Annotated in this window: 22 protein-coding genes; 12 read left to right on the top strand and 10 right to left on the bottom strand. The window is 68.9% G+C overall.

The genetic code is table 11. From position 1 onward, the window contains the following. Positions 1 to 49: 49 nt before the first annotated feature. A complete protein-coding gene (locus JJL56_RS04425) occupies positions 50 to 232 on the bottom strand; it encodes a YdcH family protein (protein ID WP_040134215.1) in 183 nt (60 codons plus the stop codon). Positions 233 to 457: 225 nt separating this feature from the next. After that, complete coding sequence (locus tag JJL56_RS04420; RefSeq protein ID WP_200484278.1) at positions 458 to 4,048, bottom strand: tetratricopeptide repeat protein; 3,591 nt, start codon at positions 4,046 to 4,048, stop codon at positions 458 to 460. Positions 4,049 to 4,186: 138 nt separating this feature from the next. Between JJL56_RS04420 and JJL56_RS04415 the strand changes: the two genes are divergently transcribed. After that, on the top strand, positions 4,187 to 5,476 hold the full coding sequence (locus tag JJL56_RS04415) for a methyltransferase (RefSeq protein ID WP_200484277.1): 1,290 nt from the start codon (positions 4,187 to 4,189) through the stop codon (positions 5,474 to 5,476). A gap of 131 nt (positions 5,477 to 5,607) precedes the next feature. Here JJL56_RS04415 and JJL56_RS04410 read toward each other — a convergent pair whose 3' ends face one another. The 3 genes from JJL56_RS04410 to JJL56_RS04400 all read right to left on the bottom strand — a co-directional run bounded on the left by JJL56_RS04410 (position 5,608) and on the right by JJL56_RS04400 (position 8,561). Then, the gene (locus JJL56_RS04410; RefSeq protein WP_145623414.1) at positions 5,608 to 6,990 is read right to left on the bottom strand and encodes a hypothetical protein; all 1,383 of its coding nucleotides are present in this window, start codon (positions 6,988 to 6,990) and stop codon (positions 5,608 to 5,610) included. Positions 6,991 to 7,013: 23 nt separating this feature from the next. Beyond that, a complete protein-coding gene (locus tag JJL56_RS04405) occupies positions 7,014 to 7,598 on the bottom strand; it encodes a BON domain-containing protein (RefSeq protein WP_035679005.1) in 585 nt (194 codons plus the stop codon). Positions 7,599 to 7,763: 165 nt separating this feature from the next. Further along, entirely contained in the window at positions 7,764 to 8,561 is a 798-nt protein-coding gene (locus JJL56_RS04400; protein ID WP_145623415.1) for an N-acetylmuramoyl-L-alanine amidase family protein, read from the bottom strand. A 307-nt stretch (positions 8,562 to 8,868) separates the two neighbouring features. Between JJL56_RS04400 and JJL56_RS04395 the strand changes: the two genes are divergently transcribed. From JJL56_RS04395 to JJL56_RS04380, 4 genes are all read left to right on the top strand, one after another. Further along, the gene (locus tag JJL56_RS04395) at positions 8,869 to 9,021 is read left to right on the top strand and encodes a hypothetical protein (protein WP_200484346.1); all 153 of its coding nucleotides are present in this window, start codon (positions 8,869 to 8,871) and stop codon (positions 9,019 to 9,021) included. Positions 9,022 to 9,451: 430 nt separating this feature from the next. After that, a complete protein-coding gene (locus JJL56_RS32905) occupies positions 9,452 to 10,195 on the top strand; it encodes a MotA/TolQ/ExbB proton channel family protein (protein WP_247890921.1) in 744 nt (247 codons plus the stop codon). Then, positions 10,182 to 10,793, top strand: a complete 612-nt coding sequence (locus tag JJL56_RS04385; RefSeq protein WP_145623416.1) for a hypothetical protein — start codon at positions 10,182 to 10,184, stop codon at positions 10,791 to 10,793. The genes JJL56_RS32905 and JJL56_RS04385 overlap by 14 nt, the downstream gene beginning before the upstream one ends. Next, entirely contained in the window at positions 10,790 to 11,311 is a 522-nt protein-coding gene (locus JJL56_RS04380; RefSeq protein ID WP_145623417.1) for a hypothetical protein, read from the top strand. Before JJL56_RS04385 ends, JJL56_RS04380 begins: the two co-directional genes overlap by 4 nt. A 43-nt stretch (positions 11,312 to 11,354) precedes the next feature. Here JJL56_RS04380 and JJL56_RS04375 read toward each other — a convergent pair whose 3' ends face one another. After that, complete coding sequence (locus JJL56_RS04375; RefSeq protein ID WP_145623418.1) at positions 11,355 to 11,741, bottom strand: hypothetical protein; 387 nt, start codon at positions 11,739 to 11,741, stop codon at positions 11,355 to 11,357. A 169-nt stretch (positions 11,742 to 11,910) separates the two neighbouring features. Between JJL56_RS04375 and purU the strand changes: the two genes are divergently transcribed. Then, a complete protein-coding gene (gene purU / locus JJL56_RS04370) occupies positions 11,911 to 12,777 on the top strand; it encodes a formyltetrahydrofolate deformylase (RefSeq protein ID WP_200484276.1) in 867 nt (288 codons plus the stop codon). Between the two features lie 31 nt (positions 12,778 to 12,808). Here purU and JJL56_RS04365 read toward each other — a convergent pair whose 3' ends face one another. Then, entirely contained in the window at positions 12,809 to 13,603 is a 795-nt protein-coding gene (locus JJL56_RS04365) for a response regulator (protein WP_145623420.1), read from the bottom strand. Between the two features lie 498 nt (positions 13,604 to 14,101). On the opposite strand from JJL56_RS04365, the gene JJL56_RS04360 reads away from it, so the two are divergent. From JJL56_RS04360 to JJL56_RS04345, 4 genes are all read left to right on the top strand, one after another. Continuing rightward, a complete protein-coding gene (locus JJL56_RS04360; RefSeq protein WP_345772543.1) occupies positions 14,102 to 14,761 on the top strand; it encodes a hypothetical protein in 660 nt (219 codons plus the stop codon). A gap of 174 nt (positions 14,762 to 14,935) precedes the next feature. Further along, positions 14,936 to 15,469, top strand: coding sequence for a MarR family winged helix-turn-helix transcriptional regulator (locus JJL56_RS04355; protein ID WP_145623423.1), 534 nt, complete (start codon positions 14,936 to 14,938; stop codon positions 15,467 to 15,469). Further along, positions 15,466 to 17,103 (top strand): AMP-binding protein, encoded by a 1,638-nt coding sequence (locus JJL56_RS04350; protein WP_200484275.1) that lies wholly within the window; start codon positions 15,466 to 15,468, stop codon positions 17,101 to 17,103. Before JJL56_RS04355 ends, JJL56_RS04350 begins: the two co-directional genes overlap by 4 nt. Continuing rightward, on the top strand, positions 17,100 to 17,513 hold the full coding sequence (locus JJL56_RS04345; RefSeq protein ID WP_200484274.1) for a GtrA family protein: 414 nt from the start codon (positions 17,100 to 17,102) through the stop codon (positions 17,511 to 17,513). Before JJL56_RS04350 ends, JJL56_RS04345 begins: the two co-directional genes overlap by 4 nt. Here JJL56_RS04345 and JJL56_RS04340 read toward each other — a convergent pair. Next, positions 17,477 to 18,247, bottom strand: a complete 771-nt coding sequence (locus tag JJL56_RS04340; RefSeq protein ID WP_247890283.1) for a class I SAM-dependent methyltransferase — start codon at positions 18,245 to 18,247, stop codon at positions 17,477 to 17,479. The genes JJL56_RS04345 and JJL56_RS04340 overlap by 37 nt on opposite strands. A gap of 221 nt (positions 18,248 to 18,468) precedes the next feature. Beyond that, the gene (locus JJL56_RS04335; RefSeq protein ID WP_200484272.1) at positions 18,469 to 19,344 is read right to left on the bottom strand and encodes a ChbG/HpnK family deacetylase; all 876 of its coding nucleotides are present in this window, start codon (positions 19,342 to 19,344) and stop codon (positions 18,469 to 18,471) included. Between the two features lie 48 nt (positions 19,345 to 19,392). Between JJL56_RS04335 and hutI the strand changes: the two genes are divergently transcribed. Then, the gene (hutI, locus tag JJL56_RS04330) at positions 19,393 to 20,607 is read left to right on the top strand and encodes an imidazolonepropionase (RefSeq protein WP_200484342.1); all 1,215 of its coding nucleotides are present in this window, start codon (positions 19,393 to 19,395) and stop codon (positions 20,605 to 20,607) included. A 135-nt stretch (positions 20,608 to 20,742) separates the two neighbouring features. Next, positions 20,743 to 22,443 (top strand): urocanate hydratase, encoded by a 1,701-nt coding sequence (hutU, locus tag JJL56_RS04325; RefSeq protein ID WP_200484271.1) that lies wholly within the window; start codon positions 20,743 to 20,745, stop codon positions 22,441 to 22,443. On the opposite strand, the gene JJL56_RS04320 is transcribed toward hutU, so the two are convergent. Beyond that, positions 22,421 to 23,377, bottom strand: a complete 957-nt coding sequence (locus JJL56_RS04320; RefSeq protein ID WP_200484270.1) for a DMT family transporter — start codon at positions 23,375 to 23,377, stop codon at positions 22,421 to 22,423. The two genes, hutU and JJL56_RS04320, sit on opposite strands and share 23 nt — an antisense overlap. Between the last annotated feature and the right edge of the window lie 2 nt (positions 23,378 to 23,379).

The following is a 23,379-nucleotide window of genomic DNA, read 5'->3' as shown; positions in this document are numbered from 1 at the left end:
AACCGTCCGCCGCTCCCGACTTTTCGAATCGGATCGATCCGGAAGGGTGTTAATTCACCCTGTGACTGGTTCTGGCCAAGCGATCAATTTCTTCCTTGAGGTGGAGCTTCTCAAGCTTCATCCGCTTGATGGCGCTATCGTCAGGCCACGAACGCTTCTCCTCGTCGAGGATGGCGCGGTCGAGACGCAGGTGCTTTTCCTGCAAGGAAGATAGGCGAGCATCAGTGTGCATGGGCTGCTCTCCGTCAGATCGAACCGGCTCCTGCCAAGTCCGGCAGGCCGGAAACCATAGTGTTCACCCATCCGTGCTGCCAAACAACCCCAAACTTTTGTCCTAGTACTCCAAAGACGGGGGGTGACCGCCCCTTACGATGGGGGGTAGGACGATTCGCCGCATAGGCCTGCCTTTTGCCGTTCGTTGCGGGATTAGACCAAAAGGCGGAGTTTCCTTGCGTCGTCATACCTCGTCGGGGTTGGGGTTCGTCATCATCCGGGTCAGCATCCGGGCAATTCGGCGGAGCAGGTCGGCAGAGGTCTCGCCTGGGTGTGGGGCGATCAGCCTTTGGGTGGGGAACCAGGGCCGCACCCCGCTGCCCATCCAGGTCCAGTCACGGCTGCCCAGCCGCCAGACCGGCACCCCCAGGGCGCCCGCCAACTCACCGGCGGCGGTGGCGGGCAGGATGACGAGGTCGAGCGCCGCCATCAGGGCCGCCACGCCCTCCAGATCGTTCTTCAGGTCCAGATCGTCCCAGCGGTGGACGCGCTGCACGCCGTCCGGCTCGATGGAGGCCAATTCGACGGCGCAGTCGCCGTATTGCAGGTTGACGATGCGGAGGCCGGGCACCTCCAGCAGCGGCAGCCAATCCGTGATGCGGGTGTAGGCGCCTTCGCGGTGCGCCGTGACGATCTGGCTGCGCCAACTGATGCCCACCTTCAGGCCGGGGCCGAGCGCGTCCACCCGCTCCCGCCAGAGGGCGGCCCGTTCCAGGTCCGGAGTCAGGAAGGACGGGCGGGCCGGAAAGCGCTCCAGCCGGTCCCGCCGCAGGGCGGGCAGGGAGCCGGCGGCGATCTGCAGGTCGCAATCCGGCGGGTCGAACCGCTCCCGCCCGTCGGCGGTGACGGATTCCGCCCGCACGGTTGCCCAGGGAAAGGCGCGGGCGTAGAGGGACACCAGGCGCGCATCGCACTCCAGGACCACGGACCCGCCGCTCTCCTTGAGGTCGCCGAAGACGGAGGCGAAGAGGATCTCGTCGCCCAGCCCCTGCTCCGGCCAGACCAGCAGACGGCGCCCGTGCAGGGGCTCGCCGTTCCAGACGGGCAGCGCGATGCGGCGCGCCCGCTGAAGCTGGCGGGCGGAGAAACGGCGACCGTAACCGGCCCAGCCGGTGACGAGGTCGCCGTCCGCCAGGGCCATCAGCCCGACGTTCCAGGCGGCGAGCGCCAGCCCGGGAGCCACCCGCAGGGCGCGGTCGAGGAAGTGCCGGCAGAGGGCCGGACGATCCGCCATCTTGGCGAGGGTGCCCAGGTTGTTCAGGGTGTCGGCGGAGTCCGGCCGCAGGGTCAGGGCGCGCCGGTAATGGGCCGCGGCGTCGTCGAAGCGTCCTTCCACTTCGCAGGCGTAGCCCAGGTTGGTGTGGGCCGCCGGGTTGGCCGGGGCGAGATGGATGGACCGGCGGTGCCAGCGCTTGGCCTCGGCCAGCCGGTCCGGCCCGTTCATGCTCAGCCCCATGTGGGTCATCGCCTCGGGGAAGTCCGGGCGCAGCGCGATCGCCCGGCGGAAGCAGGCGAGGGCGTGGTCCGGGCGGTTCAGGGCCTGCTGGACGAGGCCCAGATGGTTCCAGGCGGTGGGGAAATCCGGATCGATCCGGAGCGCCGCCGCGATGTTGCGCTCCGCCTCCGCGTGATGGCCCGCCTGATGCCGGGTCAGGCCGAGAAGATGGAGCGCGTCGCCGTGCCGTGGCGCCAGATCGAGGACCGCGCGGTAGGCCGCCATGGCGTCGTCCAGCCGCCCTGCCCGGTGCAGGGCGATGGCGTGGTTCAACAAGGCTTCCGGATCGGCGGGCGGCGGCGACGTCGGGGCCGAGGGGGGAGCGGCCACGCGGTCGGGAACAGGGGGCGGAGCGGGCCGCATCGCGGCAAGGCCGCGCGCCATGCCCGCCAGCACCTCGTCGAAGGTTTCGCCTGCACGTGGCTGGAACAGACGCATCGTCGGGAACCAGGGGCGGACGGCGGTGCCGAGCTGCGTCCAGTCGCGGTGCCCGAAGCGCCACACCGGCACGCCCAAGGCCCCGGCCAACTCACCCGCCGCCATCGCCGGGGTGATGACGAGGTCCAGATTGGCGGTCAGGGCCGCCGCGGCTTCGAAATCGTCCCTCAGATCCAGATCGTCCCAGCGGTGGATGGTCACACCGAAGCGTTTCTCCGCCGCCGCGATCTCCGCCGCGCAGTCGCCGTATTGCAGGGTGACGAACACCATTCCCGGCAGCGCGAACAGGGGCGCCCACTGGTCCAAGGTGGTGTAGGCGCCCTTGTGCTCGGGCGTCGCAAGCTGGCTGCGCCACGCGATGCCGACCTTCAGGCCCGGCCCAAGGGCATCCAACCGGTCCCGCCACAGGGCGGTGCGGGCCGGATCGGGCTTCAGCCAGGGCGTGAACTGGTCGAAGGAGGCGAGCGTTCCCCGCAGCAGTCCGGGCAGGCTGGCCGCCGGAATCTGAAGGTCGACGTCGGGGGGAACCATGGTTTCCCGCCCTTCGGCATCCAGCGTTTCCGCCCGCACCGTCGCGCGTGGGAAGGACCGGGCGAACAGGCCGACCAGCCGCGGGTCGGTTTCTATGGTCACCGGCCCGCCGCCCCAGGCGATCACATCGCCATAGCAGGAGGCGAACAGGATCTCGTCCCCGATCCCCTGTTCCCGCCAGATCAGCAGTCGGCGCCGGCGCAGCCCCTCGCCGCGCCACCGCGGCGCGTCGATCCGCCGGTCGGGCAGAACCCGGCCGGCGGCGAAGCGCCGTTCGTAGCCCTCCCAGCCGCGCTCCAGCCGTCCGTGCAGAAGGGCGATGACGGCGAGGTTGTCGCTGGCGCTGGCGAGGTTCGGGTCGTGGGCCAGCGCCTCCTCGTAACAGGCTTCCGCCTTCGCGAACTGCCCCTGCGCCCGAAGCGCGTTGCCGAGGTTGTGGATGGCCTCGACGGCGTGGGGGTTCCGGCTGAGCACCTTGCGGAAGCACCGCTCGGCCTGGGCGGGGCGTCCCAGCTTCAGAAGAACGCTGCCCAGATCGTTCAGCGTCACCGGGTTGTCGGGTGCGCGCTTCAGCGCCTCACGGTAGGCGATCTCCGCACCCTCATAGGCGCCCTTGCGTTGCAGGGCGGTGCCGAGATTGTGGTGGGCCTTCGGGTCGTCGGGCCGCAGCCGCAGCGCGGCGCGGGCCTGGGCCAGCGCCTCGTCCAGCCGCCCGGCGGCGCTCAAGGCATCGCTGAGGTTGGTGTGGGCCTCGACCATCGCAGGGGCCAGCACCGCGGCGCGGGCGAAGGCGCGCAAGGCGTCGGCAAGGCGGTTCTGGGCGCGCAGCGCGTTGCCGAGGTTGTACCAAGCCTTGGCGTAGCCCGGTTCAAGCTCCACCGCCGTGGTGAAGGCCAGCGCCGCCAATCCCGGCAGCGCCTGCGCCTGGAAGGCGTTGCCCAGATTGTGGCGCGGCTGGGCCGACAGGGGAGTCAGCGCGGCGGCCATGCGGTGCGCGTCCGCCGCCTCGGCGTGGCGGTCCAGCGCGGCGAGCGCGCTTCCCAGATTGTCGTGGTAGTCGGCGACGCCGCCGGCCTGCCGGATGGCTTCCTCGATCAGCTCCACGGCAGGGCCGGGATGCCCGGCCTGGAGCGCCAGAACGCCCAGCAGATGCAGCGCGTCAGGGTGGCGCGGGTCGGCGGCCAGGACGGTGCGGTAGTCGCGTTCCGCATCGGCCAGCCGGCCCGCCCGATGGTAGGCGACGGCACGGCCGAGCCGGGCGGCGACGTCGTCCGGTGTCGTCGGCGAAGCCTGGTCGGGGGGCTGGTTCATGGGGTTCGCCTTTTCCGTCTGCCCGATCCGGACCCGTGTCTCAGGGCCTTCCACCGGTCTGTTGCCGGAAGGGAGTGCCATGTTCACCGGTTCCCGGTAAAGATGCTGTTAGCCCATGCCCCATTCAGGAGCCGTTCCGTGTCCGAACCGAGCGATCCGCCCCGTTCCCCGTCGCCGCGTCCGGGCCTGCTGGCCCGTGGCGTGGGGAGGCTCGGCGGATTGGCCGCTCAGGCGATGCGCCTCTATGCGGAGGCCAACGCCCTGGCCTCGGACGGGCTGGCCGTGGAGGCGGAAGCGGCCTACCGCCGCACGCTGGCGCTGAACCCGCGCTTCGCGGAGGCGCACAACAACCTGGGCAACGTCCTGCGCGCCCTGGACCGCGCGGAGGAGGCGGTGGCGGCCTATCGCGAGGCGCTGGCCTGCGGCCTCGACCATCCGCTGGTCCATTACAATCTGGCTTCGGCCCTGAAGGCGGCGGGCGACGCGGTGCCGGCCGAGCGGCATTTCCGCCGGGCGCTGGTCGAGGAACCGGCCTATGCCGAGGCGTTCAACAACCTCGCCAACCTGTTGCGCGACGGCGACCGGCTGACCGAGTCCGCCACCGCCTACCGCCGCGCCCTGGCCCTGCGGCCCGCGTGGGACGAGGCGCACGACAACCTGTCCGGCGCCCTCTACCTGCTTCACGAGGAGGGGCGGCACGAGGAGGCGGCATGCTTCGCCCGGCTCTGGCTGCGCGACCATCCCGACCATCCGGTGGCCCGGCACATCGGCGCCGCGATCGCCGGGCTGGACTCCGAAGAACGGGCGTCCGACGCCTATGTCCGGCAAGTGTTCGACCTGTTCGCCGGGGAGTTCGACGACAAGCTGCTCGGCGAGCTGGGCTACCGCGCGCCGACGCTGCTCGCGGAGGCGCTGGCCGGGGCGGGGATCGTGGTGGACGGGTCGCTGGACGTTCTGGACGCCGGTTGCGGCACCGGCCTGTGCGGCCCTTTCCTGCGCGGCCCGGCCCGGCGGCTGGTCGGGGTGGACCTGTCGCCGGGCATGCTGGAGCGCGCCGCCGCCCGTGGCCTTTACGACGCGCTGGAGGAGGCGGAACTCGGTGCCTTCCTGTCGACCCGCCCAGCGGCCTTCGACCTGATCGTGGCCGCCGACGTGCTGTGCTACTTCGGCGCGCTGGACGGGGTGCTGGCGCAGGCCGCCGTGGCGCTGCGTCCCGGTGGGCGGCTGGCCTTCACGGTGGAGCGGCTGGAGGAGGGCGGGGCGCCCTGGCGGGTCAGCCCGCACGGCCGCTACGCCCATACGGAGGGCCATGTGCGGGACGGCCTGAGCGCCGCGGGGTTGTCCGTTTCGCGCCTCTGCCCGGATATCCTGCGCCATGAGAGCGGTGCGCCGGTGGCCGGGCTGGTGGTGCTGGCGGCGCGGCCCTGACGAGGCCGCTAAAGCGAATTTTCATTCGCTTTAGATTCATACGGCCTCATTTGCCGGCCGGGCTTCGGCCGCACTTGCGGCCGGGACCGCAGTCGCGGTCCAAAGCGGATTGAAATCCGCTTTAGCCAGCCTCAGTCGAGCATCGGCAGGCCGGTCTCGATCCGCACCAGGGCGGCGAGCAGCGGGGCGCCGATGTCGCGGCGGACGAAGTTGCTCGCCCGGTCCGCGGCGTTGAGCGAGCCCTGGAAGCTCTTGCGCCAGCGGTCGTCGCCGTACATCACCTTCTCCGCCTTGGCCTTCTGGGCGAGCAGGCCGGGACGGCGGCCGGCGGATTCGTCCACCAGTCGGGTCAGCCGCTTCATCAGCTCGTTGGCGCTGGTCGGGTCGCCGCGCTTCAGCGCCGCCTCGATCAACTCGGCCAGGGCCTCGCCGCGGATGTCGAGGTCCTGCACCTGCTCGGCGTAGGACAGCGCCACCGAGGCGTCGGAGCGGCGGGCGATGCGGCCCAGCACCGCCGGGATCGTCCAAGGATTCTCGTCCTGCACGGTGCGCAGCAGGCCGAGAGCCAGATTGGTGTCGCCCAGCTCCGCCGCGGCGACGGCCAGCTCCGGCGGGCAGCAGTCGGTCTTGGTCTCGCGGAATTTGGAGAACTGCGTCTCCACCGTGTTCAGGAACAGGGTGCGGGCCGCCCCCTCCTTGCCGGCGCGCAGCAGAGTCTGGGCGACCAGACCCAGCTCCCAGCTGCAGTTGCGGGCGGTGGCGTAGGCCTTGGCCTCCTCGGCGAGTTGGCCGGCCAGCGCCATGTCGCCGCGCCACGCCGCCGCCTTGGCGATGTCGGCGAGGTTGTAGATGCGGGTCGAGCATTCCGGGATCTGCCGGGTGATGTCGAGCGCCAGCTGGCTCTGCCCCATCAGGGCGAGCGCGCGGGCGACGAACAGATCCTGGCCGGCCCCGTCGGACGCGGCACCGCGCCGCACCGCGCTGACGAAGGGCGCGATGATCTCCTTCGACCGCGCGGTGTCGCCGATTGTGTTGTAGGCGACGGCCAGCGACAGCCAATCCCAGCGCGCGGCGGTGATCGGCGTCTCCACCGGGGGCAGCATTTCCGCCACGCGGTGCAGGAAGCACAGCGAGGTCATCGGCTCGTTGCAGACCAGCGAGCGGATGCGCGAGCGGAACTCGAAGAAGTCGAAGTCGCCGACGAACTGGTTGGTGACGAGCTGGACGGCCAGCGCGCTGTCCGGATACTTGACGACGATCTCGTTCAGCAGCCGGTCGGCCTCCTTCAGGAATCGGCTTTCCTCGGCGATGTCGTAGGTGTTGTCCGCCTGCCGGATCATCTGCATCGCCTGGACGAACAGGCGGTTGGCCGGCCCCTGGTCGGGCTGCGGCTGCTGCGCCATCGCCGGAGCGCCGGCCCCTCCCGCCGCCACGGTGAACGCCGCCAGCGCCACGAGCAGGCTCATGGCGGCGGAGGCGGCAAGACGGCGGGCGAGGGCGGGCAGGATGGCCATGGCGGTGCGGAAACCCTGGTGCGCTAGAGGACGCGGGCGTAATTGACGACACGCTGGACGTTCGGCAGCGTGCGGGCGTGCTCGATCACGCGGTCGAGCTCGCCCTGGTGGGTGGCCAGACCCATGAGATAGACGACGCCGTTGACGGTATCGATGCTGAAATTCTGGCTGTGAATCTGCGAATCGAAGGTGAGCTTCGTGCGCAGCTGCGTGGTGATCCAGGTGTCGCGGGCGCTGTCCATGATGCCCGAGTCCGTGTCCACCTGGATCTCGTTGATGACTTCCTTGACGCCCTCGACCTGCCAGCACAGGCGCACGGCGTCGAGGCGCATCTGGGCGTCGGTGGCGCGGCCGGTCAGCAGCACGCGGCCCTGATCGACCGTCAGGCCGATGCGGCTGTGCATCTCCAGCGAATGCTGAAACCACAGGTGGTTGATGCGGGCCTTGATCTCGGTGTCCGAGGCGAAGCCGGACAGGCCGCGATGCTCGCTGGCCGCGACGACGGCGGTGCCCCCGGCGGCGCCCAGCACGACGGGCGCGCAGCCAGACGCAAGACCCGCGACAGCGGCCATCCCGACCAGCGCCCAAAGGCGGCCAAACCCCGACACGCTCTGCCTCCGATCCCCGGCCCGCCGAAAGAACGGGCGGGCGGAAAAAGTCATGCCGCAGGTGCGTTGGCAATGGGGAATCTTGGGAGTGTCAGGCTTCATCGTGGTTTTGTCCCAGGGTGATGCACGAATGTTTCACTCGCTGCGAGCGCGAAGGAATCCGGGCTAGGCGAAGGGCGCGCGCGTCACCAGACCGGCGATTTCGCGCGCGAGAACGCGGGCGATCTTCTGCCGCGCCTTGGGGTCGCGCAGGATCGCCTCGTCCTTCGGATTCGACAGGAAGCCGGTTTCCAGCAGAACGGACGGGACGTCCGGCGCCTTGAGCACCGCGAAGTTGGCCGAGCGCATCGGGTTGTCCAGCAGCGGAATGTCCTTGCCCGCCCCCTTCACGATCGCGTGCCGGGCCACCAGCGCCGCGTGCCGGGTGTGGCGCGCCGTCAGGTCCAGCAGGATTTCCTTCACGGCCTTCTTGGCATCCTTCACGTCGACGCCGCCCAGCCGGTCGACGGCGTTTTCCTTGTGCGCCAGGGCTGCCGCGAAGGAGTCGGAGCTTTTCTCGGACAGGGTGTAGGCGGACAGGCCGCGGGCCTCGCGGTTGGGCGCGCTGTCGGCGTGGATGGACACGAACAGGTCGGCCCGCGCTTCGCGCGCCGCATCCACCCGCTCGCCCAGCGACAGGAAGCGGTCGCCGTCGCGGGTCAGCGTCACCCCCAGCCGGTGCTGCCGGGACAGAAGGCGCCCCACCTCCTGCGCGATGTGCAGGGTGATCTCTTTTTCCTGGGTGCCGCGGACGCCGATGGCGCCGGGATCGATGCCGCCGTGGCCGGGGTCGAGCACAACCATGCGCTGCCGCGCCGCCGGGCGGGGCTTGGTCTGGGCGCCCGCGGCGTGCGGGAGCAGCAAGGCGCCGGCCCCGGCGAGGGGGACGGTCAGCGCCAGTTGGAGAAGACGTCTGCGTTCCATTCGCCCCTGATTCCGCAAGGAGTTGGGGCCGCCGAAACCAAAAGTCCTGAGCGCGATCGGAAAGGCGGCGTCCGGCCCTAACAGGCCTGAGGTTGAGCCCAAGGTGTGAGCGTTAACCAATGGGGACGCGCAAAAGGGTTGTCAAGGCCGGGTGGGTTAGCTCCGCCAATTGTCGCGGCCAAGCCGTCATGAAGGGCGTCGCCACCCTACGAAGATTCGACTCTTTCCAAGAATTCCTTGATGATGATGGCCGAAAGCGCTAAAATTTTAGAAATAAGCTCGGGAGGTGGCGATGTTGAGGAAAGCCTTGTTCAACATCATCCGGCAGGAGCAGCGCGAGGTCGAAGACGAACTCGAAAAGGAAGAGCGCCGCACGGCTCCCGACGTCGGCCGGGTGGTTGCTTTGCAGCGCGAGGTTACCGACCTGCGTCGCGAACTGGAACATTACAGCGACGTCTGATCGCACGAATACGAACAATTTCGTCCACCGACCCCTTTCCTGCACCGGCGGGAAAGGGGTTTTCTGTATTCGCATGCGCTCTGTCGAGCATTGTAGCGGCGCAGCATTGAAATGCTGCATCGCAGCATAATTCTGCTTATTCAATGAGCAGTGATTGAGTCGCGTCCTAAACTATGACTGAAAATTAATCACGGGCGTGCCCGAAATCGCGGAACCGGTTGATCCAAAGCAATGGGCGCGCCGGACGCGCTTGGCAGACTTCCGGGGTAGCCTGTTTGTCACAGGGGCGATTCATCCCATCCGGCCAAGCACATGAACGGGCCGGGGCGGCAGGCTGCGGGACCGGGTGAGACCGACGACGAACCGCTGGCACGCCGGTTGCGGGGTGCCAGTCCGAACGCTCCCTGCTCCCTGGATGGAGGGCTGCCCGATGACGGACGCTGTTTCGGACGCCTTGGCCGAAGACGCCCAGAACGTCCCCGTTCACTCCCTCGTGCCCACCGTGCGCCGCCGACGCGGCGGCGAATTGACCGCCGGCCTCTCGCTGGTGTCGCAACGCTACCTGCTGCTTCTGCGCTTCGCGGTCGTCAACGCCGCGGGCTTCGCCCTTCTCGCCGCCGCCTGGGCGGAGGGGCTGATCGACCCCATCGTCGCCACCGACAGCACGCATCTGTGCCTGTTGATCCTTTTGGTCTTCCTGGCCGGACTGGCCCTGTCGGCGCAACGCATTCTGCGCACCAGCCGCGAATTGAACCACGCCAAGGAATTCGACCCCTCCGTCCCGTCGCGCGCCGCACGTTATCTGGCGGAGGTTCGCGGGCGGGATTCCGGGGCGCGGTCGATCGCCGCGTCGTCCCTGAAGTTCAAGCTGTCGGCGCGCATCGGCACGGTGCGGCAGATCTCCTCGACCCTGGTGATCCTCGGTCTGATCGGCACGGTCATCGGCTTCATCATGGCCCTGTCGGGCGTCGACCCGGAGAAGGCCGGCGACGTCGCCGCCATCGGCCCGATGGTGTCGAAGCTGATCGAGGGCATGGCGGTCGCGCTCTACACCACGCTGGTCGGCGGCGTCCTGAACATCTGGCTGAACATCAACATCGGCCTGCTTTCGGGCGCCACGGTGAACCTGATCACCGAGATCGTCGCCGTGGGGGAACGCCATGCAGGCCCTTGACCAGTTCGAGGACGACGACGCCGGCACCGTCTTCCGCGACGTCATCACGCTGGCGCTCTGCGGCTTCGTGGCGGTGGTCATCCTGCTGCTTCCCCACATCCGGCCCGAGGCCAAGCAGGCCGACACGGCCGGCGTCGCGGCGCCCGGCAACGTGATGGTCGAGGCGCGCTGGCCCGACGAGCTGGACGCCGACGTGGACCTGTGGGTGGAGGCGCCGGGCGACGTGCCGGTCGGCTATTCCAACAAGTCCGGCGTGATCTTCAACCTGCTGCGCGACGATCTCGGCCGCAACGCCGACCCGACGAAACTGAATTACGAGACCAGCTACAGCCGCGGCATCCCGCCCGGCGAATACGCGGTGAACCTGCATCTCTACCGCAACAAGGCGACGGTCTTCCCGGTCCCGGTCACCGTGGTGGTCAGCGCCAAGCGGCCGGACGGCGACAACGCGCGCCAGCTCCTCGCCACCACCGTCCAGCTGGACCGGGAGGGGCAGGAGCTGACCGTCTTCCGCTTCAAGCTGACGGAGTCCGGCGAGCTGGTCGGCGACAGCGTGCACAGCCTTTACAAGCCCCTGCGCAGCGGAAGGAAATCATGACCCAACTGCTCGACTTCCAGGTCGCCGCGGTCGCGCTGGCCGCCACGCTCGCCACCATCGCCATCTGGGCGCCGCGCCGGCTGTGGGTGAAGGTGTCGGCGGTCGCCGTCTCCATCGGCTTCATGCCGGTCGCCTACGCCGGCATGGCCGACCTGCTGAGCAAGCCGAAGCCGGTCCGCATGGAATGGGCGCAGAGCGCCACCGCCCAGGCCACCATTCTGGGCGCCCAGATCAAGGAGGGGCAGGGGATCTACCTGTGGCTCCAGTTGGAGGGCGGGGCCGAGCCGCGCTACTACAAGCTGGCATGGGACCAGAAGTTGGCCGAACAGCTCCAGCAGGCGATGCGCGAGGCGGAAAGGAACCGGTCCGGCATGGCGATGACCCTGCCCTTCGAAAACACGCTGGACCCCGACAAGCCCAAATTCCACGCCCTGCCGCAGCCGCAGCTTCCGGAGAAGAACGGCGAGGAGGGCGGGCCGGGACCGATGGTCTACCGCCATCCCGGCATGGACGCCTGAAGCCCTGAACTCGACCCGGTCGTGACGCTGGGGGAAGGGGCACTCATCCCAGCTTCACGTACCCCCGCTCGATCACCCGTTCCGCCGCTTCGAAGACGGCCTGCATCTCCTCGTAGGCGCGGCGGACGCGGGCCAGCTCCTCGATGGCGGCGGCGTCGGGATGGCGGTGATCCGCCACCTTCAACCCGGCCCGCAGATAGTCGGCCCGCAGCTCCGCCACCCGGACGGCCATGCGCAGGAAGGAGGTCTGGTTGAGGTTGGGAAGCTCGCGCCCCATCACCTCGCAATTCGCTTCCAGGACCGCCGCTTCCATGTTCTCCAGGAAGTGCATGATCCGGTGCCGCGACGTGCTTTCCGCCGCTTCCGGGGTCAGCAGCTTGTCAACCTTGCCCTTGGCGTATTCGCCGATGATCTTTCCACCCATGCCCATGGCTCGCCTCCGCCGTCGGCCCGATGCCGAAACGGCGCATTGTCGCATGGGAATCCTTACCAAATGCTGCCGGAGGGGCGTTCCGGTATTCCCACATTGCACGATGCATCCCGCGGACGATCGTGCTAGGGAATTCGCCCTTGAGTCCAGGTCGCAATGGTAGGCGCGCATGTCCGGCACCGGTTCCGAATACATCCTCACCGTCTCGTGCCCCGATGCCGTGGGCATCGTCTATGCCGTGTCGGGCTTCCTGGCCGAGCGGTCGTGCAACATCATCGACAGCGCGCAGTTCGGCGACCGCGGGACCAATCTGTTCTTCCTGCGCATTCATTTCTCGGCCGTCGCGTCGGGGCCGTCGCAGGCGGAACTTCAGGCGGCCTTCGCCGAGCAGGTGGCCGAGCGCTTCGGCATGACCTGGAAGCTGCACGACGCCGGGCGGCGCCAGCGGGTGCTGATCATGGTGTCGAAGTTCGGGCACTGCCTGAACGACCTGCTGTACCGCTACCGCACCGGTTATCTGCCGATCGAGATCCCGGCCATCGTGTCCAACCACCGCGACTTCTACCAACTCGCGGCGTGGCACAACATTCCCTTCCACCATCTCCCGCTGACCAGCGACACCAAGGCCCAGCAGGAGGCCCGTCTGCTGGAGATCGCGGAGCAGGAGAAGGTCGATCTGGTCGTGCTCGCCCGCTACATGCAGGTGCTGTCCCCGGCCCTGTGCGAACGGATGGCCGGGCGGGTCATCAACATCCACCATTCCTTCCTGCCCAGCTTCAAGGGCGCAAAGCCGTACCATCAGGCGCACGCCCGCGGCGTGAAGCTGATCGGCGCCACGGCCCACTACGTCACCTCGAACCTCGACGAGGGGCCGATCATCGAGCAGGAGGCGGAGCGCGTCGATCACACGATGACGCCCGACGACCTGGTGGCCATCGGGCGTGACATCGAGAACATCGTGCTGGCTCGGGCGGTCCGCTATCACGTCGAACACCGCGTCCTGCTGAACGGCGGACGCACCGTGGTCTTCAAGTAACGGCTGGGCTTCCCCAGCCCTCCGCGGAACCTCAGTGTTTCATGGCGAGCGAGGCTTCCTCGGGGTGGGGGGTGAAGACGGCGCGGGTGATCGCCTGCTCGATCTGCTCGCGGGTGAAGGGCTTGGGGATCACCGGGCCCAGATGCTCCAGCCCCTGCTTGGCCAGCTCGTTGGGGAAGGCGGTGACGAAGATCACCGGCAGGAAGCGCTGGCGGCGAAGCTCCCGCGCCACCTCGATTCCGTTGTCGCCCTCGGCCAGACGGATGTCCATCAGCGCCAGCGTCGGCGCATGGCGGGAGGCCAGCGTCAGCGCCTCGTCCATGGTGGCGGCGTTGCCGCAGACGGTGTGGCCCATGCCGCGCACGGTCTCCGCCAGATCGAAGGCGATGATGGCGTCGTCCTCGACGATCAGGATCGTCGCCGTCAGCCTTGTCCGCACCCGCTCGCGGGCGAAATTCAGCCGCTCCACGGCGTCCTCCGGAGCAATCCCCAGCACGATGGCCGCGTCGGCGACCGGCAGATCCTCCAGATTGACGAGCAGGTAGAGGCGGCGATCCATCTCGTCCAGGCTGTGCAGCGCGGCTTCGACCGGATGGGAGCCGGGGGCGCCGGCGCGGGCGCCGGAGCTGTCCTGCAATTGGTTTAGGTATCGGTAGAGCGAGCCGCGCGACAGGTCCACCGCCGTCGACCCGCCCGGCCCGTCCAGGTACCATTCCAGCGTGCGCGTCACCAGGGCATCCCCCTGCGTCGATGTGCCGGTCAAGGCCCGCGCATAGCGTCGCAGATAGGGCAGATGTTCCATCAGGTGGCGGGTGTTGTGATCCATGACTTTTTCCCCGTACCTCCAGCCAGTGCGAACCGCCGAGGGGCGCTGGCTTGCCTGCCGCGTTTTCCGGACTTTGCCGAATGTTCCCGTCCGATCGCTTACAAAGTTAAGTTCATATGGCGCAGTTCGCGCCGTATCGGGAGTGAAGACGAAAGGGTTATTCGGGATAGCTTGATCGGATTAAGTCCCTGAGCCGATCGGGCGGCGCCATACCCCGTTCGCTCGGGCGCGGGGGCTTTTCGGGAGGCCTGACCCCGGTCCGGTCGTTGCACATGCGAGGGAAACGGAACAATCGGCAAAGGCCGGTTGTTGGGAGTGCCAATGGTGTGATTCCTCCCTGAACCGCCAGTCACTGCCGCCGCAGCGCCTGTCCCAGCGGGGACGCGCCGGCGGCGTTTTTTTGCACGGCATCAAAAAAAAGCGCGCCGGTGGGCTTGCGCCGGGATGAGTGCGATATTACTGACTGTCCCCGGCGTCGCGCACCGGTGGCGGAACGGCTTGGAAGCCGCCCGGCACCGCCTCGCCAGACCCGTGCCTGTCGAACCGCGAATGCCAGGGCCGCGAATGCCAGAGTCGCGTATGACCGAACCAGATTTCGACCCGGCAGACTCCGATCCGCCCGATTCCGATCCGCCAGACTCAGATCCGTCGGTGACCGACGGCATGGCGCCGGACGAACTGGCGGATTTTCATGCCTGGCGGCAGCGCGTGGTCGGCACCAATATTTCCGACAAGACCTTGCTGGCGACCGATTATCTCAATCACTTCAATGAAATCGTGATGCTGATCGAGATGATTCCGGACATGCCCGACATGCTGGAGGAATGCCTGATCTGGCAGCCCAAGAGCTATTCCGAGCATTTCCGCGACAGCGGATTCTCGGACAAGGATCTGGCCATCGAAGCGTACGGTCACGTCCCCGCCAAGTTCAAGCGGCCGTTCGAGGACACCATCGCCCAGGCGCATCAGGTGGTCCGCCACACGCTGGAGCGCGTGTCCGTCGACATTCAGGATGGGGCGGGCGACAAGCTGAGGATGGACTGCCAGACCTCCGTCGCGATGATCCACCGAATCATCCAGGTCGCCAACGGCATCATCCACGGCACCGCCCACGTCATGGAGCAGGCCGAAATCGACCTGTATCTAAGCGCCGAATAGGCCGCGTCGCGCTTGGGGCAAAACGCCCGATCCCTGCGCAGATGATTATTGCTTGTGCACCAAGCATTCTTTCCTTGCATGGCTCAAAGGCCGAGCGTCCAACTACAGTAAGCCTTCGAACGAAGAGGAGGCGGCGCTGCGGCGGATGCCTCCCACCGGGAGTGGAGACAGACCGTGAAGGGACCCGCCACCGCAGCGGCCGAGGCATCGGCCGGGGCGCAGGGGGACGTGTCGGTCGATGTGGAGGCTGCGGCTGACCTTGCCGCCTCCCCGGAGATGCGCCTCTGGTTGCGTCTTTCGGCGTGCGCCGTTCTGATCGGCGCCCGGCTGCGCAGCCGTTTGCGCGACGAGTTCAGCACCACCCAGCCGCGTTTCGACCTGCTGTGCCTGCTCGACCGCCAGCCGGAGGGGCTGACCATGGGAGAACTGTCGAAGCGCATGATGGTCACCAACGGCAACGTCACCGGCATTGTAGAACGGCTGACCACGGATGGGCTGGTCACGCGCGCCGCGGCGTCGAACGACCGGCGCATGCAGTTCGTCCGGATCACCCCCGAAGGCAGCGCCCTGGCGCAGGCCATCGCGGCGGCGCAACGCCGCTGGCTGGCCGAGCTGACGGCGGGAATGCCCCACGGCGACGTGGTCCAGTTGATGGGGCTGTTGGGAAAGCTCAAGAACACCGTGCGTGGCGGAGGCGTCAGGGGATGATCCGGTCCGGTCATATCGACAGTTTCACCCGCGACCGGCTGCCGCCGCCGGCGCAGATGCCCGATTTTTCCTACGACCGCCCCGAACTGACCTATCCCGAGCGTCTCAACGCCGCCGCAGCCCTGCTGGACGTCTGGCGCGAGCGCGGCTGGGACGAACGTCCCTGCGTCATCGGAAACGGCGACGTGTGGAGCTACGGCCGCTTCCGCGACACGGTGGACCGCATCGCGCGGCTGCTGACCGAGCGGTTCGGCATCGTTCCGGGCAACCGCGTGCTGGTGCGCGGGACCAACACGCCGATGCTGGCCGCCTGCTGGATGGCGGTGCTGAAGGCCGGCGCCGTTGTGGTGCCGACCATGCCGCTGCTGCGCGCGGCGGAGCTGGAAAGCATCATTGAGCGGGCCGCCGTCTCGCTGGCGCTGTGCGACGCGCGCTTCGCCAAGGATATCAACGCGGCGGCGGAAACGACGGGCGGGGGAATGCCCGTCGTGACCTTCAATGGCGGCGACCTGGAAGGGCGGCTGGAGGAAACAGACGCCGGCTTCGCTGCGGTGGACACCGCCGCCGACGACGTGGCGCTGATCGCCTTCACCTCCGGCACCACCGGCAAGCCCAAGGCTACCGCGCATTTCCACCGCGATCTACTGGCGGTGGCCGACCTGTCGCCGCAATCGCTCCTGAAGACCGGCGGCGACGACGTGTTCTGCGGCACGCCGTCGCTCGCCTTCGCCTATGGCCAGGGGGGAATGCTGCTGTTCCCGCTTCGGGTGGGGGCGTCGGTTGTGCTGCTGGACCGGGCCACGCCGGAACGGCTGCTGGAGATGACCGCCCGGCACAGGGCGACGGTGATGTTCACCGTGCCGACCGTCTACCGCGCCATGACCGCGCGGATCGAGGAGGACCCGGCCCTGGCCGAGGGGCTGCGCACGCTGCGCGCCTGCGTCTCGGCGGGAGAGCCGCTGCCCGCCACGACGCTGGAGGGCTGGCAGGCGGTGACGGGGATGGAGATCCTCGACAGCTTCGGCACCACGGAGATGCTGAACGCCGTCCTGCATTCGCCGCCCGGCGCCGTCCGTCCGGGCGCCACGGGCAAGGTGGTTCCGGGATACGAGGCCCGCGTGGTCGACGACAGCCTGACCCCGCTGCCCCCCGGCCAGATCGGACGGCTGGCCGTGCGCGGCCCGACCGGCTGCATCTATCTGGACGACCCGCGCCAGGAGAACTACGTGCAGGGCGGCTGGAACCTGACCGGCGACGCCTTCCGCATGGATGAGGACGGCTATTTCTGGTATCACGCGCGGACCGACGACCTGATCGTCTCCGCCGGCTACAAGATTTCCGGCCTGGAGGTGGAGGACGTCCTGCTCGGCCACGAGGCGGTGGAGGAGTGCGCGGTGATCGCGGCGCCCGATCCGCTGCGCGGCTCCATCCCCAAGGCCTTCATCGTCACCCGCGACGGCGTGCGGCCCAGCGACGATCTGGCGGAACGGTTGCAATGCTACGTCAAGGACCGGATCGCTCCCTACAAGTACCCCCGCGCGGTGGAGTTCCTGGAACAGTTGCCGCGGACGGAGACCGGCAAGATCCAGCGCTACAAGCTGCGGCAGAGGGAATGGGTCGAGAACGAGGATTGACCACGGGCCGGGCGGCGCACGCACCGCTGGTACAGTTCCTGCTCTTCGCGGCGGTCGGCTGCGCGGCGGCGGTCGGCCATTACGGCGTGCTCATAGCCCTGTCGGAGTTGGTGGCAGCCCCGCCGGTCCTGGCCTCGGCGGCGGGTTTCCTCGTCGGCGGCGTCATCAGCTACCTCCTCAACTACGGCCATGTCTTCCGCAGCGAGCAGGAACATCTGCCCACCGCCACGAAGTTCGTCGCCGTCGCGGCGGTGGGGCTGTGCCTGAACAGCGCCATCATGTGGGCCTTGGCGCAGCGGCTGGGCCTGCATTACCTGCCGGCCCAGCTCACCGCCACGGCGCTGGTGATGCTGTGGAGCTTTGGCGCGAACCGCTATTGGACCTTCAACTCCGGATCGTCCCCCGGCTGACCGCCCGCCGGCCGAGCATGGGAATGGGCGACGAAGGAATGGCGGTGCGGCGTCGGGCCGATGTTCTTCGCCAGACGATCGCCCCGCAACCCGGCGGCGGACAGCCGGGCCTGCAATTCCGCCGGCGTGTAGGTGGAAAAGCCGGCCTCCCGCCGGATGCGGCGATAGTCGGACAGCGCCATGCGCCCCAGCCCCATCAGCGCCGCCATCAGGAAGCCGTGCCGGCGCGCCATGCCGAGCTGGCTGGCGATGTCGCGCAGCATCGGCGTGTCGGGCTCGACCACGTCGGCGATCAGGATGCGCCCCCTCGCGCCGATCAGGTGGCGCCACCGGTGAAGGACGCCTTCCAACTCCTCGCGCGGGATGTATTGCAGCACGGAGACCGCCAGAACCAGATCGACGCTGCCCGTCGGCAGGGCGGCGAGGTCATCGTCGTCGAGCACCCGGATTCCCGGATGGCCGGACAGCCGGTCGCGCAGGCGTTGCCGCACCGCGGGGGCGGCGTCGTACAGCCAGACGTTTCGGCAGCGCTTCGCCATGGCTTCCGCCGCGAGCGCGTCGCCGCAGCCGAAATCCAGGACGGTCCCCCCCTCCGGAAGATGGGCGTCGAGGTCGTTCTGCAGGCAGGCGAAATGCGCTTCTAGGTTGCGCTGATTAGCGTAGATGGCGTTGGGACGGTTCCAGAAATCGACCCAGCCGCTGGAACCCTGGCCGCCCGGCGGCCCGGACGACATCCCGTTTTTCTGGCCGTTTTTCTGGCCGTTGTTTTGCATGTCCCGCATCCCTTTTTGTGGGTCGTTTCCTGCCGAGAGGATTGTGTTGTTCGTCTCTTCGCCAGGAAGAGCCCCCTCGATCCGACCGCGTCGCAATCATGGTAGGTGCGAACAAATGGAGCGGTCAAGAATGACCGGCGGGGCCTATGCCGCCGGAGGGTGCGGAGAAGCGGGAGGCGGTGTCAGCGCGCCGGAAACTCGGCGAAGCGGGCGAGCCGGATGTTCCGCTCGGCAAGCAGGGCGGCGAAGGCCGGGCTCTTGAGATAGTCGTGCTCCACCTTGCGCTGGTCCACCAGCGGGTCGGCGCGGCGCAGGGCCTCGTCCGGGATGCCGGGATGGACCATCACCAACAGCCGCCCGGTGGGACGATCCAGGAACCGCGCCATCAGCTCCGGAAAGGGTTGACGTCCGGAGAAGTCGTAGACACCGGCGAAGCGGTCGTTCGCGGGAATGCCGCGCGCCCGCGCCCGCCGCGCCAGCCCGCCGCCCAGCCCGCCGATCAGCAAGGTCTTCGGCACCGCCACGCCGCGGCGCAGGATGGCGGCCACCGGCTCCCCGCACAGACGGACGTAGGCGCCGGGCAGGGCGGCCAAGGCATCGGCGACCGCATCGCGCACGGTGGGGAGCTGGTGGACGTGCTGGTGACCGTCGATGTAGGCGGGCGGTCCACCCCAGGCTGCGGTGAAGGCGTCGATCTGCCGGGCCAGCTCCTCCCGGATTTCCTTGGGGTCGAGGCCGCCGGTGTAGGCCAGTGTCATCAGCCGTCCCAGCGGCGGCAGCTTTCCGTCCGGCGCCAGCTTGGGCAGGGAACCCAGCGGCGGCTGGTCGGTCAGGGTGAAATGCAGCCCGACGTCGGCCTTGCCGGCCAACTCTTTCAGCGGCGCGGCCCCTTCCGCCCAATAGGGGCACAGCGTCATGGCCGAGGTCGCCGTCAGGCGCCCGGCGGCGATGAGGTCGCGGATGGCCTCGTTGACGCCCGGAGACAGGCCGTAGTCATCGGCGCAGAGCAGGACCGGATGCGTGGAACGCGGGGCTGGGGTGGTGTCGGTATCGGGCATGGCGATGTAAGGTAGGACCGAAAGCGGCGCAAAGCCGGGGAGGGGATGATGGAGTGGGACAGCCTGTGGTTCAACGGTCATGCGGCCACCATGGGGCCGGCGGGTCCTGTTCGGGACGCGGCGATCGCCGTGAAGGACGGGCGGATCGCCTGGATCGGCGCCGCCAAGGACCGCCCCGCCGGTCGCGCCGCCGAGGAGCATGACTTGGGCGGGCGCTGGGTCACGCCGGGGCTGATCGACTGCCACACCCATCTGGTCTTCGGCGGCAACCGCGCCCGCGAGTTCGAGATGCGGCTGGAAGGGGCGACCTACGAGGAGATCGCGCGGGCCGGGGGCGGCATCGCCTCGACCGTCGCCGCGACCCGCGCCGCCGACGAGGATGGCCTGATCGCCAGCGCCGCCGTGCGCCTGCAACGGCTGCTGGCTGAGGGCGTGACGGTGGTGGAGGTGAAGTCCGGCTACGGCCTTGACCTCGCCACGGAGCGGCGGATGTTGCGCGCGGCACGGGCGCTGGGCGAGCGTTTCCCCGTTACGGTGCGGACGACCGGGCTGGCCGCCCACGCGCTGCCGCCGGAATTCGCCGGACGGGCGGACGACTACATCGCGCTGGTCTGCGACGAGATTCTGCCCACCCTGGCCGCGGAAGGGCTGCTCGATGCGGTGGATGCCTTCTGCGAGCGGATCGCCTTCTCGCCGGAGCAGACGGCCCGCGTGTTCGACACCGCGCGGCGGCTCGGCCTGCCGGTGAAGCTGCACGCCGACCAGCTCTCGGACGGCGGCGGGGCGGCACTGGCCGCCCGTTACACGGCGCTGTCCGCCGACCATGTGGAGCACACGAGCGAGGAGGGCGCGCGGGCGATGGCCGCGGCGGGGACGGTGGCGGTGCTGCTGCCCGGCGCCTTCTACACGCTGCGCGAGACCAGGCTGCCGCCCATCGACCTGTTCCGGCGCCATGGCGTGCCGATGGCGGTGTCAACCGACTGCAACCCCGGCACCTCGCCCACCGTGTCGCTGCTGTTGATGCTGAACATGGCCTGCACCCTGTTCCGCCTGACCCCGCAGGAGGCGCTGGCCGGAGTCACCCGCAACGCCGCCCAGGCGCTGGGCATGGCCGCCTCCCACGGCACGCTGGAGCCCGGCAAGGCCGCCGATCTGGCGGTGTGGGACGTCGGCGACCCGGCGGAGCTTTGCTACTGGCTGGGCGCCAACCCTTGTGCCGCGGTGGTGCGGGGCGGCCGGCTGGTGAATTCGCTCCAGGGGTAAGATATCATCGGGGCAACGCGGGCAGCCGGCCAATAGCCCTCTCCCCAGAGGGGGGAGGGGACTTCGATTGCGGCGGCACTGTTCCCGTCTGAAAACAACAAACGCATCAAGCAAAATTCGAGAGGGGCGAGTCACATGTCCGACACCAAGCCGCCGGCGGAACAGTCGGCCAACCGCCGCGTCATCCGGGCGCCGCACGGCACGGAACTGTCCGCCAAGTCCTGGCTGACCGAGGCGCCGCTGCGCATGTTGATGAACAACCTCGACCCCGACGTCGCGGAGAACCCGGACGAGCTGGTGGTCTATGGCGGCATCGGGCGGGCGGCGCGGAACTGGGACTGTTTCGACGCCATCGTGGCGTCGCTGAAGACCCTGAACGAGGACGAGACGCTGCTGGTCCAGTCGGGCAAGCCGGTCGGCGTCTTCCGCACCCATGCCGACGCGCCGCGCGTGCTGATCGCCAACTCCAACCTCGTGCCGCACTGGGCGACCTGGGACCATTTCCGGGAGCTGGATGCCAAGGGCCTGATGATGTACGGCCAGATGACCGCCGGGTCCTGGATCTACATCGGCAGCCAGGGCATCGTGCAGGGCACCTACGAGACCTTCGTCGAGGTCGGGCGGCGGCATTACGGCGGCGACCTGAAGGGCCGCTGGATTCTGACCGGCGGGCTGGGCGGCATGGGCGGCGCGCAGCCGCTGGCCGCGACCATGGCCGGGGCGTCGATGCTGGCCGTTGAATGCTCCGCCCGCAGCATCGAGCGGCGGCTGGAGACCAAGTATCTCGACCGCTCCGCCACCAGCCTCGACGAGGCCATGGCGATCCTGTGGGAGGCCCAGGCCGCCGGCAAGGCGGTATCGGTCGGTCTGCTCGGCAACGCGGCGGAGGTGTTCCCGGAACTGGTGCGCCGTGCCAAGGCTGACCCGCGCTTCCGCCCCGACGCGGTGACCGACCAGACCAGCGCCCACGACCCGCTGAACGGCTATCTGCCCGCCGGCTGGACGATGGAGGAGGCCGAGACGAAGCGCCGCACCGTCCCGGCGGCGGTGGTCGCGGCAGCCAAGGCCTCGATGGCGACGCACGTCCGCGCCATGCTGGACTTCCACGCCATGGGCGTGCCGACGCTGGACTACGGCAACAACATCCGTCAGGTCGCCAAGGACGAGGGTGTGGCCGACGCCTTCGCCTTCCCCGGTTTCGTCCCGGCCTATATCCGGCCGCTGTTCTGTCGCGGCATCGGCCCCTTCCGCTGGGCCGCCCTCTCTGGCGATCCGGAGGACATCTACCGCACCGACGCCAAGGTGAAGGAGCTGATGCCCGACAACCCTCACCTGCACAACTGGCTGGACATGGCGCGCGAGCGCATCCGCTTCCAGGGCCTGCCGGCGCGCATCTGCTGGGTGGGGCTGGGCGACCGGGCACGGCTCGGCCTCGCCTTCAATGAGATGGTGGCGAAGGGCGAGCTGAAGGCCCCCATCGTCATCGGGCGCGACCATCTCGACAGCGGCTCCGTCGCCAGCCCGAACCGCGAGACGGAGGGGATGATCGACGGGTCTGACGCGGTCTCCGACTGGCCGTTGCTGAACGCGCTGCTGAATTGCGCCTCGGGGGCGACCTGGGTGTCGCTGCACCATGGCGGCGGCGTCGGCATGGGCTTCAGCCAGCATTCCGGCATGGTCATCGTCGCCGACGGTACGGACGCCGCGGCCAAGCGGCTGGAGCGGGTGTTGACCAACGATCCGGGCACCGGCGTGATGCGCCACGCCGACGCCGGCTATGACATCGCCAAGGACTGCGCGAAGGAGCAGGGGCTCACGCTTCCGATGATCGGCTGACCGGCTTGGCGGGGGCGGGCTTGGCGGGGGCGGCGCGCGGCGGCAGGGTCGCCAGCGCCACCCCCGGCAGCACCAGCAGCACGCCCAGCAGGTGGAACATCTGCAACTGTTCCCCCAGCAGCGCCCACGCCGCCACCGCCGCCCACAGCGGCATGACGTAGAGCGAGGTGCCGGCCCGCGCCGGCCCCATCAGGTTGATCGTCTTCTGGTAGGTCAGGAAGGCCAGGACGGAGGCGAACAGCGCCACCCCGGCGATGCGGATGGCGGCGTCCAGGCTCAGCGGGACGGGGCGCAGGGCCAGCGACTCCCACAGGTAGAAGGGGGCGAGCACGACGACACCGGCCAGCGCGTTCGCCGCGAACACCGTCACCACCGGCAGCGAGCCGCGCGTCTGGCGCAGCAGCACCGTGTAGACCGCCCAAGCCGCCGACCCCACCAGGATCAGCAGATCGCCGGCGTTGAAGGACAGATGGAGCAGCGCCTGCGCGTCGCCGCGGGTCAGGATCACCAGCACGCCGGCCATCGCGACGGCGATTCCCACAGCCTGCCGCGGCGTCACCTTTTCGCGCAGCCAGAGGGCGGCGATCATCAGGATGATGACCGGGCTGGTCGCGTAGATCAGCGCGGCGTTGGTGGCACTGGTGCGCTCCAGCCCCATGTAGACGACGGCGCCGCAGATGCCCTGAGCCAGCGCGCCCAGCAGAAGGAAGCGCTTCCACGAGGCGCGCAGAACGTGGCGGTGCTGGATCAGGCCGGGCAGGGCCAGCGGCAGGATGATGAGGAAGGCCAGCACCCAGCGCCAGAAGGCCAGACCGACCGGCGGCACGATGGAGGCCGCGGCCCGCCCGATCACCACGTTGGAGGCGAAGAAGGCCGAGGAGAGAAGATACAGGGCATAAGCTGTGAAGACGGCGTTGCGCGGCTGGCGGTCCATGG

Origin of the sequence: Azospirillum aestuarii (assembly GCF_016632405.1) — a bacterium.
GTDB classification, from domain to species: domain Bacteria; phylum Pseudomonadota; class Alphaproteobacteria; order Azospirillales; family Azospirillaceae; genus Azospirillum; species Azospirillum aestuarii.
This window is presented reverse-complemented; position numbering and strand designations above follow the sequence as displayed.